This is a genomic window from Pseudomonas sp. LP_7_YM (assembly GCF_004364435.1).
Lineage (GTDB): Bacteria > Pseudomonadota > Gammaproteobacteria > Pseudomonadales > Pseudomonadaceae > Aquipseudomonas.
The window spans coordinates 233,135-243,702 of sequence record NZ_SOCT01000007.1 but is presented as its reverse complement, the minus strand read 5'-3'; the positions used below and the strand labels follow the sequence as shown (position 1 = coordinate 243,702).

Below are 10,568 nucleotides of genomic sequence, written 5' to 3'. Positions count from 1 at the left end.
GTACGGAGATCGATTTATCAGGCCGACCTGGTAAAAGCACGGACTGCCTGACGGCAGGCCGTTACCGGCCCGCACACAAAAAATCTGACAGTCCCTCAAATCCGGGCGAAGCAGGCCGCCAAGCCAAAGCATTCGCCACTCCCGCAGTAAACCCGCCACCCTTTCACCCTCACCCTCACCCTCACCCTATCCCTATTGCCTGCTGCGTATGCGGCGAGGCGGAGCTTTGCCAATGGAACTTGAAGCCATAACCACGGAGACACAGCTGTGCGCGGTATTCATGCTGGAGTTCAACAGCCTGCCTGGCTGGACTTGCCATCCAGAGGCAGCAGGGTTTGACGTATTGGTCGTGCATGAGGACGGCCGTCAGATCGGCGTGGAAGCCAAGCTCGCGCTGAACGCGAAGGTTGCCGATCAAATCCTTCCATCACTGGGTGATGAGTTTTACGGTCGGCCCGGTCCAGATCACCGCCTCGTCATCGTCAGCAAAATATCGGATGCAAGCGAAGGCATCAGGAAGATGCTCGATCATCTGGGAGTGCGCGTTCTAGTGGCGAGCAAATACTCCAGAGTGAAAGGCTGCTCACATGGGTTCAGCATCGAATCCGAGCTGTTCTGGCCCGAGAAGACGATTCCACGTTGGGGTTATGCAAACCGAATGTTCGACTGGTGGCCCACTGAGCGCTGCCGAGTGCCTTCCGTTGTCACCAATCTCCCGGCCGGCGTGCCGTCTCCTACTCGGCTAACGCCATGGAAAGAGTCAGCCCTTCGAGTGATCGCGCAGATGCGCCAGCAGGGATTTATCACCGCCAAACAGATTGCCTCCTATGGCATCGGTGTGACGGCGTGGACCCAGGCACCCGGCAGTAATCCCGGATGGCTGGCTCGCGGGACTGCACGTGGACAATGGATTGAGACAGAGCATATGCCCGCTTTCGATAAACAGCACCCCGACGTCTACGCCTTGGCTGTCGCCGAAGTTGCCGCGAAAGCTTTAGAACCATTGGAGCTGACTCCATGAGCGCAATAATCAGCGATTGCGGCTTGTACCGCTACCGGCTTGAACGTGACTGCGGCCTGCCGTTCGAAGGCAGCAAGGTGTTTGCCTACTTCGGCATCAACCCATCCACTGCCGACGCCACGCTAGACGACGCCACCGTGCGCAAGTGGCGTGGCTTCACCGTCCGCAACGGCGGCCATCGGTTCATCGTCGGAAATGTCTTTTGCTACCGCGCGACGGACCCGCGCGATATCGGATTCTCGAACGACCTTCGAACTTACGTAAATGGGCTGCCCACCCCTTCCAACCACCAGGTGAACCTGGCACACATCCGCCAGATGATTGACGAGGCCGATGTGCTGGTTCCGTGCTGGGGCAACACCATCAAGGTCGCCAAGGGCGTCAGGTACTGTTTTGCGGAGATGCTTGCGCTACTTGCTGACAGCGGCAAGCCGGTGCTGCACTTCGGCACTACCAAATCAGGCCAGCCTCAGCACCCGCTAATGCTTGGGTACAACACCCCTCTCCTCCCTTGGGCAGCGTCATGAGCAGACGAGCGGTTCACCTCTGCAGCTGGGATGGCGGGACCGAGACCGATCAGGATCCGCCCGAGCATGTCTACTGCGGCACCGAGGGGAGCATGGAAGACGAGCAGCTGACAAACGACTGGCGTTACGTGACCTGCAAGCGCTGCCTGAGGGTCCGGGCAAAGGAGCTGTCGACCCGGGCAGCAGAGGACTTAGATCGGAAGGTGCGCCTGTTCGACGAGGCTCACGCAATCACCACCACCCTTGGGCACGGGAACATCTCAACTGCGCTCAAATGCCTGATCAGGGAGCGCGACCAACTCAGGGCCGAGCGGGATAACCTCCGCGAAGATCGAGATGGTCTTCTGGAAGCTGGAGCGCACCTCCTATGATCCCGAAAACCGGCTACGTTCGTCGTCGACTCGAGGCTGCGCTAATCCTTCTGGCGGCATGGCTGCTCGCCGGACGCAACGTCCGGCGCTCCGGCGTCGTCTCCCGCCGCGACAACAACGACATGGGGTACATGGCCGAAAAGCTGGAAGGTATCGCCGACCGCATCAAGCGCCAGTACCCGTAACCCCTTCCCCATCTATCCACATGCCTGCCGGTGTACGGCGGGCGGGAGATCGTATGCAAACGAAACACACACCTGGTCCGTGGTGCGCATGGCAATCGTCTGGCGGTGAGCGCGGCGTCGGAAAAGCCTACACAGACGAAGACGATCTGTTCTACGTGGCCAATCCAGAAAATCGACCTGATATAGAGAATGAGGCGAACATGCAACTGGCCGCAACGGCGCCGGAACTGCTGGAGGTTACGCGACGCCTCGTCCAGTGGGATCTGGGCTACCCCGTCAATTGCCACAACGGCTACGCGGGGCTTGAGGCCCTGAACAAGATCATCGCCGACGCCAAGGCTGCTATCGCCAAAGCGACGCAACCACTCAACCCCGCATAGACCCCGGACGGAGGCACCATGTCTGAAGAATCAGAGGTAGTGAAGGTGGACGGTCTGGCAAAAATGCTGGGGCGTACCGAAGCATCAATCAGAGAAGGGATTCGCCGAGGCGTGGACTGGCTGCCCCAAAGCTTCAAAATGGGCGGCAAGCACTGCTGGCTGAAGGATGATGTACGCAAGTTCCTTCGCGAGTTCCGCGATGGCGAGCACGCATTACCAAAGGTGGGCCGGAAGCGGAAGACGCCGCCGACGTTGAGGAATGTTGCTTGATGCGGCCCTACCCCAGCTTCTCGGCCAGGTCCTGGGGGCTCAGGTGGGTGTAGCGCTTGAGCATCGCCAGCGTCTTATGACCGGTAATGCTGGCCACTTCCATAAGCGTGAAGCCGCGCTCGAACAGGCGGCTCGTCGCTTCATGGCGCAAGTCGTGAAGCCGCAAGTCAGTGATCTTGGCTTTCTCGCAAACGCGCGGGAAGTAGTTGCTGATCGTATTCAGTTTGAGGTTGAAGTACCTGCCGCCGGCGATTGGCGTCGGCAATCCCTCCAAGAGTGCCAGGGCCCGCGATGATAGCGGGACCGACCGGCGCTCGCCGTTCTTCGTGTCTTCGAGGTACGCAACCTTCCCCCGCACCTGATCTTTACGCAGCATCATCAATTCGGATCGGCGCATAGCCGTTTCAACCGCCAGTTCGAAGATGACCGGAAGCACCGGATTTATCTCACCGGCAAATTTGTAGATGGCTTTCAGTTCCTCAGCAGTCGGCCGGCGCTCGCGCTGCTTGCTTCCCTTGGGCATACGAATCGCCCGGCACGGGTTTGTCAGACCTTCAATACCCCAGTCCTTTGCCGCCACGGTGTACAGGTGACTAATCACAGCCAGGTCAAGCCGCACCGTAGCCGTGGACTTCCCCGCTTTGATTTCGGCGTCGCGGTACGCAGCCATGTCGCTGGACCTCAAAGAGGCGAGAGACTTATGGGCAAGGTCAGAGTCCTGCCATTTCTGGATGCGAACCTTTTCTTGCTTCTCACCCTTCTTGCCGACCGACACCTCAGACTGGTACCGCTTCAGCGCTTCAAAGAGCGTAGTGGATTCGGCCTCGCGGATATCCACAAATCGCGCGCGCGACATATCGCCTTCAATCTCGGCGGCCCAGCGCTGGGCTTCTGCCTTGGTGTCGAAGGACGCAGAGAGAGGGTGGGATATCCTTTGCGGCGGATCTGGGCGCGCCAGCTCTCGCCACGTTTTTCGTAGTAGGCCATGCGGGGAATCATAACCGGTGGCTGGTGGAATCGCACGTTCCCCCACTCCCCCAAAATTCCCCCAAATGAAAAAGGCCCCGAGCGCTACAAACGCTCGGGGCCTTATATATGGCGGAGAGATAGGGATTTGAACCCTAGGTACTGTCGCCAGTACAACGGATTTCGAATCCGTCCCGTTCGGCCACTCCGGCATCTCTCCAACGGCGCGCATCATAACAGTTTGGCGAAAAAACGCGAATAATTTTTTCAGAATTTCTACGCTTTTTCAGATGCTTGCGGCGCTTTTGCTTTCACCCGGCTGGATTAAAGAGGCACGCCCAGACGCTTGGCGACTTCTTCGTAGGCTTCGATGACGTCACCCAGGCCTTGGCGGAAGCGGTCCTTGTCCATTTTCTTCTTGGTGTCCTTGTCCCACAGGCGGCAGCCGTCCGGGCTGAATTCGTCGCCCAGGACGATGGAGCCGTCGCTGAACACGCCGAATTCCAGTTTGAAGTCGACCAGCAGCAGGCCTGCGTCGTCGAACAGCTTGGTCAGGACGTCGTTGACCTTGAGCGACAACTCCTTCATGCGTACGAGCTGTTCAGCGGTGCCCCAGCCGAATGCAACGACGTGAGACTCGTTGATGAACGGGTCGCCTTTGGCGTCGTCCTTCAGGAACAGCTCGAAGGTGTACGGGTTGAGCTTCATGCCCTCCTCGACACCCAGGCGCTTGACCAGGCTGCCGGCGGCGTAGTTACGCACGACGCATTCGACCGGAATCATGTCGAGCTTCTTGACCAGGACTTCGTTGTCGGCCAGCAATTTATCGAACTGGGTCGGGATACCGGCCGCTTCGAGCTTTTGCATGATGAAGGCATTGAACTTGTTGTTCACCATGCCCTTGCGGTCGAGCTGTTCGATGCGCTTGCCGTCGAACGCCGAGGTGTCGTTGCGAAACAGCAGGATCAAGCGGTCAGCGTCATCGGTCTTGTAAACCGACTTGGCTTTGCCGCGGTAGAGTTCTTCACGTTTTTCCATGATGGGCTCCGCTTGCGAAATACTTGGGCCAGACGCCCATTGAATAATTGGGGCGAGACGCCCCTAATAAAGCAGGGTCGTCGACGCGTTTGGGACGTCAGGCGATTTCGCGCCAGTCGAGCCCTGAATCCTGATCGGCCAATTGCAGCCAGTCCGGGTCGCACCCGAGGGTGTCGACGAAACATTGCCGGGCCAGATGCGGCAGATTGTTCTTGCTGCTCAGGTGGGCCAGTACCAGATGCTGCAGATCCTGCCATCCAAGCTCGTTCACCAGACCGGCAGCCTGATGATTGTTCAGGTGTCCGTACTCCCCGCCCACCCGCTGCTTTAAAAAGTAGGGGTATTGTCCACGCGCGAGCAGATCACGACAGTGATTGGACTCGATCATAAGGGCATCCAGGCCACGATAGCTGTCGAGTATCGACGGACAGTAGGACCCCAGATCGGTCAACAGGCCAAAGCGTTTGCGGCCATCATTGAAGACAAACTGCGTCGGCTCCTGCGCGTCGTGGGCCACGGACACTACGTCGATATTCAGGCTGCCGATCTGCACACCCTGACCGCCCTCCAGCCTGACACCCGCTTCGACCGGCTTGCGCATGCCGCGCAAGGTGCCGTCGCTGAGGTACACCGGCACGTCGTAGCGTCGAGACAGCAGACCCACGCCATGCACATGATCGGCATGCTCGTGGGTGACCAGAATCGCGCTCAGCTGATTGCCGCTGACGCCCAGCCTGTCCAGCCGCCGCTCGGTTTCCCTCAGGGAGAAACCGCAGTCGACCAGCACGTACGTGTCATTGCTCGCAATCAGCGTACCGTTACCCCGGCTGCCACTGCCCAGAACTGCGAAACGCACTTAACCGAGGTTGTCCTGAATGACGCTCAACACGCGACGGGCGACTTCTGTCGGGGCGACGGTGTTGATGTTCTTCTCGACCGTGACCTGAACGTTCTCACCGACCTTGCTCAGGCGAACCTGATAGCGCTCGGCGCGGGCTTCTTTCTGTTCCTTGGTATCTTCGCTACCGAACATGCGAGCGAAGACGCCAGGCTTGTTCTCAGGCTTGTCGGCTTTTTCGGCAAGGTTGATGTAGTAAAGACCCAGGCTGCGGTTGATGTCTTCAACACGCCAGTCACCCTGGTTAAGCGCGCGACCCACACTGGACCAGGCGCGATCGAGGTCCGCGCCCAGGTTCAGCACAGGGTTGCCGCTGCCATCTTCGCTGAGCGATACGCGGCTTGGGGTGTCGAAATCACGCGCCGCCAGCAGCGATACCGAACCACCCTTCTCGGCGGTACGGCTCAAGCTCGCCAGCATGTCGTCGGTCAATACCGAATCCAGGCCGACGTTGGTGCTGCGCGATGGGAAAGCAGGCTCGTCCCTGCTGCCAGCCGGACGTTGAACGCTGACGATATAGACTTCACTGGTATTGCGCTGCACGCCCGGCTCGATGCGAACACGAACGCGGGTTTCGATGCTGGCATTATCGCCAGCGCCGCCCATGCGCTTGGCAACGGACGCGGACAGCTCGTCCATGTGCTGCCAGCTGGTGTTGAATTCACCGGTCTGCGGACGATCTTCTGCGATGCGGAAACCGTTGTCTTCGAAATACTGGTGAGCCACAGGCCAGACTTCGGCCGGGGCGCGCTGAGCCAGAATCCAGCGGTTGTCGCCGCTCTTCTGCAGGGTGTAATCACCAGAGTCCTGAACAGTAGACAGCGGCTGCGGACGCGGCACGTTGAACTCACCCTTCTGGGTATCGTCGGCAACGTTACGCGGGATCGGCAGAAGCGGGTCCAGTCGTTTGGTTTCCTGGACGCCTTCAGGCAACTGCATCGGCGGTTTCTGGGTTGCTTCCAGATAATCGCTGCTGCGATCGCGGAAGTACCCGTCCTGCCCAAACAACCAGCTGCAACCGCTGGTGCTGGAGATAATCAAAGCTAGTGCGGAAAGTCCGGCCAGTCGCTTCATTGCGTAGTGCTTCCTCATTAAACCAATACACCGGACTGGCGCAGGGCCTGACGCAGCGGCTCGTGGCAGGACTCGCTGAGCCAGGTAAGCGGCAGACGGATACCGTCCGGCATCAAACCCATCTCATGCAGGGCCCATTTCACGGGAATAGGGTTCGATTCGATGAACAGGGTCTTGTTCAGCGGTTTCAGTTTTTCGTGGATCGCCCGGGCAGTCTCGGCATCACCGGCAATGGCTGCCTTGCACAGGTCGGCCATCTGACGCGGGGCGACGTTGGCGGTCACGGAGATATTGCCCTTGCCGCCGAGCAGCATCAGCTCGACCGCAGTGGCGTCGTCACCGGAGTACACCAGGAAATCGCTGCTGACGCCGGCCAGGATGTCCCTGGCGCGCTGCAGGTCACCGGTGGCTTCCTTGATGGCGATGATGTTCTTGACTTTGGACAGGCGGATGACGGTCTCGGCAGACATGTCGCAAGCGGTACGGCCTGGCACGTTGTAGAGGATCTGCGGGATGTCGACGGCTTCGGCGATGTGCTTGAAGTGCCGGTACAAACCTTCCTGGGTCGGCTTGTTGTAGTACGGTGTGACCAGCAGGCAGGCATCGGCACCGGCATTCCTGGCGTTGGTGGTCAGCTCGACCGCTTCGCGAGTGGAGTTGGCGCCCGTGCCGGCGATCACCGGGATGCGCCCGGCGACCTGCTGAACCACGCGGCGAATGACTTCGATGTGCTCGTTGACGTCGAGCGTCGCGGACTCACCTGTGGTGCCGACGGCAACAATGGCGTTGGTGCCCTCTTGCAGGTGAAGGTCCACCAGTTTGCTCAGGCTGTCCCAGTCGAGACGACCCTGCGCATCCATAGGTGTGACAAGTGCCACCATACTGCCCGCAATCATGCAAACCGCTCCTGCCGGAAAAAGAGAGCGGTAATGGTACTGGCGCCATGATCCTTGCACAAGGCGAGCATTCCCCTGAGCGACGGTTTTCGCTACCCTTCTGTCTTTGATCGGTACTGGTCATCTGCGCAGCTCGTTCGACTGATCGTTTTCGTCGTCGCAAACCCCGCCCCTGCCTCGCTTCACCTGTATGTGACCGGTTCACATCATCGGTGAGCGACAACGGTCAGGGTTGAAGTTGCGAGTCGTTCATTCGCCGGACCCGCTGCACAAGCCAACAATGTACCGACCGCTCATCGCTTAGGAATGCTGCATGTCGTCCATCCCCACAGTTCGCGAACAATTCCTTGTCATCAGTGCCCTTGGCGCCAACCCAATGGAGCTGACCAACGTCCTGTGCCGCGCCAGTCATGAAAACCGCTGCTCGGTCGTCAGCTCGCGTCTCACCCGCCACGGCGAATGCAGTGCCCTGATTCTGCAGGTATCCGGCAGCTGGGATGCCCTGGCGCGTCTGGAAACCGGTCTGCCAAACCTGTCCAAGAAACATGACTTCACAGTCAATGTGGTACGCAGCGCTTCGCTGGAGAACCGTCCGGAAGCCTTGCCCTACGTGGCTTATGTCAGTTCGGCGTATCGCCCGGACATCATCAACGAGCTGTGCCAGTTCTTCATCGACCATAACGTCGAACTGGAAAACCTGATCTGCGATACCTATCAGGCACCGCAGACCGGCGGCACGATGCTCAATGCCACGTTTACCGTGACCCTGCCGGCCGGCACTCAGATCAGTTGGCTGCGCGACCAGTTTCTGGACTTTGCCGACGCCCTCAACCTCGATGCGCTGATCGAACCCTGGCGCCCGCAAGCCCCAATGTAAGGAACACCGCATGGCAGTAGAACTGGACAAACCCGTTGCCGACTTTCAGGTGCAAGCCACCAGCGAACAGGCGGTAAGCCTGTCCGCGATCAAAGGTCAGCAGGTGGTCATTTATTTCTACCCCAAGGACAGCACCCCTGGCTGCACCACGCAAGGCCAAGGCTTCCGCGATCATCATGCCGACTTCAGGGCTGCCAACACCCTGGTTTTCGGCGTATCCCGCGACAGCCTGAAGTCCCACGAAAACTTCAAGGCCAAGCAGGCATTTCCGTTCGAGCTGATTTCGGACAAGGATGAATCGCTGTGCCAGCTGTTCGACGTGATCAAGCTGAAGAAGCTGTACGGCAAGGAATACCTGGGCGTGGATCGCAGCACCTTCCTGATCGACAAGAACGGTGTACTGCGCAAGCAATGGCGTGGCGTGAAGGTGCCGGGGCATGTGGCCGCAGTGCTAGAAGCGGCTCAGGCGTTGAACACCTGACCCCTTCAAGTCCCACCGTGATCGTCCCACGCTCTGCGTGGGAATGCATTTCCTGACGCTCCCCGTCAGCAGCCGTGGACGCGAAGCGTCATATGCGGCGTTCCCACGCAAAGCGTGGGAACGATCAATCCGCCTTGCGCGCTACAACAACGGCGCAACCGTCGGCTCGTTTCTCGGCCAGGCATCCAGCACCGCCTTGAACAGCGTCGCCAGCGGAATCGCGAAAAAGATTCCCCAGAACCCCCACAGGCCGCCAAACAAAAGCACTGCGCAAATGATTGCCACCGGGTGCAGGCTCACGGTCTGGGAGAACAGCAGCGGCACCAGTACGTTGCCATCCAGCGTCTGGATGATTCCGTAGACCGCCATCAAATAGATGAACTGGTCGCTCCAGCCCCACTGAAACAGTGCGATCAGCGCCACTGGCACCGTTACCACTACGGCACCCACATACGGCACCACGACGGAAATCCCCACCAGCATCGCCAGCAACGCCGAGTAGTTCAGCCCCATCGTCACGAACGCGATGTAGGTCACGACGCCGCAGATGAAGATCTCGATGACTTTGCCGCGGATATAATTGGCGATCTGCCGGTTCATTTCTTCGGCCACGCGGGTGATCAGCGTACGTTCCTTCGGCAGATAACCTCTGGCCCAGCGACCAATCATCCGGCGGTCCTTGAGGAAGAAGAACACCAGAATCGGCACCAGCACCAGATAGATCATCATGTTGACCAGCAGCGGCAGGCTCGACAGCGAAAACGTCAGCGCCCATTGGCCGAACTTGCCTATCTCGCCACGGGCCGCTTCGATGGCCTGCAGCACTTGCTCGTCGGACACCAGATGCGGATAGCGCTCAGGCAGCAGCAACAAGAGCGACTGCCATTTGGCGAGCATCCCCGGCAGCTCGTTGAACAGCGTGATCAATTGGTGCCAGAGCAGCGGCACAAGAACCAGCAGAAACAACGCCAATGCGCCCATGAACAGCGCAAAGACCACCCCTACCGCAGCGCCTTCGGGCATGTGCAAGCGTTCGAGCTGGACCACCAAGCCCTGCATCAGAAATGCCAGTACCAGCCCTGCAAGGACCGGGGCAAGCATGCCGCCCAGCGTCAGGACGATCGTGAAAGCCAGAACCAACAACACCGCCAGCACCACGGCCTCCTCATCCGAGAAGTAGCGCTGTATCCAGTCGCGAAGCACTTTGAACATCAATCAACCTTTAAGACGAAGGGGTGAACGCTCAGGCCTTGCGTAACCAATACCGATAAACGCCATCGACGGCTTCTTCATGCAACAACGCATGCCCGGCCAGCCTGGCGAAAGTGTGGAAATCACGCTGTGAGCCGGCATCGGTCGCGATCACCTGAAGCACTGCACCGCTGGCCAGGCGATTGAGTTCCATTTTGGCTTTGAGCAACGGCAACGGGCAATTTAGACCACTGGCGTCCAGCTCGGCATCGCACGTCGCGGGGCGCCCTACAGCGTCAGACATCGTTTCTCTCCGGGTAGGCACATCCAATCGCACACAAAATGCCCGCTGGATGAAGAATCTTCGTACGAGTTTGCAAGAATACCCCACTC

Annotated in this window: 15 protein-coding genes and 1 tRNA gene; 8 read left to right on the top strand and 8 right to left on the bottom strand. The window is 59.2% G+C overall.

The window, feature by feature from the left end:
- Nucleotides 1-232 precede the first annotated feature (232 nt).
- The 6 genes from EC915_RS17945 (at nucleotide 233) to EC915_RS17920 (ending at nucleotide 2,754) form a co-directional block, all read left to right on the top strand.
- Entirely contained in the window at nucleotides 233-1,021 is a 789-nt protein-coding gene (locus EC915_RS17945) for a hypothetical protein (RefSeq protein WP_133751856.1), read from the top strand.
- A complete protein-coding gene (locus EC915_RS17940; protein WP_133751855.1) occupies nucleotides 1,018-1,548 on the top strand; it encodes a DUF1643 domain-containing protein in 531 nt (176 codons plus the stop codon). Before EC915_RS17945 ends, EC915_RS17940 begins: the two co-directional genes overlap by 4 nt.
- Nucleotides 1,549-1,640: 92 nt before the next feature.
- Complete coding sequence (locus EC915_RS17935; RefSeq protein ID WP_133751854.1) at nucleotides 1,641-1,919, top strand: hypothetical protein; 279 nt, start codon at nucleotides 1,641-1,643, stop codon at nucleotides 1,917-1,919.
- Nucleotides 1,916-2,104: a hypothetical protein gene (locus EC915_RS17930; protein ID WP_133751853.1), complete on the top strand. Its 189-nt coding sequence runs from the start codon at nucleotides 1,916-1,918 to the stop codon at nucleotides 2,102-2,104. The genes EC915_RS17935 and EC915_RS17930 overlap by 4 nt, the downstream gene beginning before the upstream one ends.
- A 53-nt stretch (nucleotides 2,105-2,157) precedes the next feature.
- Nucleotides 2,158-2,484 (top strand): hypothetical protein, encoded by a 327-nt coding sequence (locus EC915_RS17925; protein WP_133751852.1) that lies wholly within the window; start codon nucleotides 2,158-2,160, stop codon nucleotides 2,482-2,484.
- 18 nt (nucleotides 2,485-2,502) lie between these two features.
- The gene (locus EC915_RS17920) at nucleotides 2,503-2,754 is read left to right on the top strand and encodes a hypothetical protein (protein WP_133751851.1); all 252 of its coding nucleotides are present in this window, start codon (nucleotides 2,503-2,505) and stop codon (nucleotides 2,752-2,754) included.
- A gap of 7 nt (nucleotides 2,755-2,761) precedes the next feature.
- Here EC915_RS17920 and EC915_RS17915 read toward each other — a convergent pair whose 3' ends face one another.
- From EC915_RS17915 to dapA, 6 genes are all read right to left on the bottom strand, one after another.
- Nucleotides 2,762-3,787, bottom strand: coding sequence for a site-specific integrase (locus EC915_RS17915; protein WP_256658769.1), 1,026 nt, complete (start codon nucleotides 3,785-3,787; stop codon nucleotides 2,762-2,764).
- A 63-nt stretch (nucleotides 3,788-3,850) separates the two neighbouring features.
- Nucleotides 3,851-3,940 (bottom strand) — tRNA-Ser (locus tag EC915_RS17910).
- 104 nt (nucleotides 3,941-4,044) lie between these two features.
- A complete protein-coding gene (gene purC / locus EC915_RS17905; RefSeq protein ID WP_133751850.1) occupies nucleotides 4,045-4,758 on the bottom strand; it encodes a phosphoribosylaminoimidazolesuccinocarboxamide synthase in 714 nt (237 codons plus the stop codon).
- Between the two features lie 97 nt (nucleotides 4,759-4,855).
- A complete protein-coding gene (locus EC915_RS17900) occupies nucleotides 4,856-5,614 on the bottom strand; it encodes an MBL fold metallo-hydrolase (protein ID WP_133751849.1) in 759 nt (252 codons plus the stop codon).
- Complete coding sequence (gene bamC / locus EC915_RS17895) at nucleotides 5,615-6,730, bottom strand: outer membrane protein assembly factor BamC (protein WP_133751848.1); 1,116 nt, start codon at nucleotides 6,728-6,730, stop codon at nucleotides 5,615-5,617.
- A 17-nt stretch (nucleotides 6,731-6,747) separates the two neighbouring features.
- On the bottom strand, nucleotides 6,748-7,626 hold the full coding sequence (dapA, locus tag EC915_RS17890; RefSeq protein ID WP_133751847.1) for a 4-hydroxy-tetrahydrodipicolinate synthase: 879 nt from the start codon (nucleotides 7,624-7,626) through the stop codon (nucleotides 6,748-6,750).
- Nucleotides 7,627-7,939: 313 nt separating this feature from the next.
- Between dapA and EC915_RS17885 the strand changes: the two genes are divergently transcribed.
- Nucleotides 7,940-8,503: a glycine cleavage system protein R gene (locus EC915_RS17885; RefSeq protein ID WP_133751846.1), complete on the top strand. Its 564-nt coding sequence runs from the start codon at nucleotides 7,940-7,942 to the stop codon at nucleotides 8,501-8,503.
- Nucleotides 8,504-8,513: 10 nt separating this feature from the next.
- The gene (locus EC915_RS17880; RefSeq protein ID WP_133751845.1) at nucleotides 8,514-8,984 is read left to right on the top strand and encodes a peroxiredoxin; all 471 of its coding nucleotides are present in this window, start codon (nucleotides 8,514-8,516) and stop codon (nucleotides 8,982-8,984) included.
- A 141-nt stretch (nucleotides 8,985-9,125) separates the two neighbouring features.
- Here the strand turns inward: EC915_RS17880 and EC915_RS17875 are convergent, their stop codons facing one another.
- Nucleotides 9,126-10,196 (bottom strand): AI-2E family transporter, encoded by a 1,071-nt coding sequence (locus EC915_RS17875; protein WP_133751844.1) that lies wholly within the window; start codon nucleotides 10,194-10,196, stop codon nucleotides 9,126-9,128.
- 31 nt (nucleotides 10,197-10,227) lie between these two features.
- A complete protein-coding gene (locus tag EC915_RS17870; protein WP_133751843.1) occupies nucleotides 10,228-10,479 on the bottom strand; it encodes a sulfurtransferase TusA family protein in 252 nt (83 codons plus the stop codon).
- Nucleotides 10,480-10,568 lie beyond the last annotated feature (89 nt).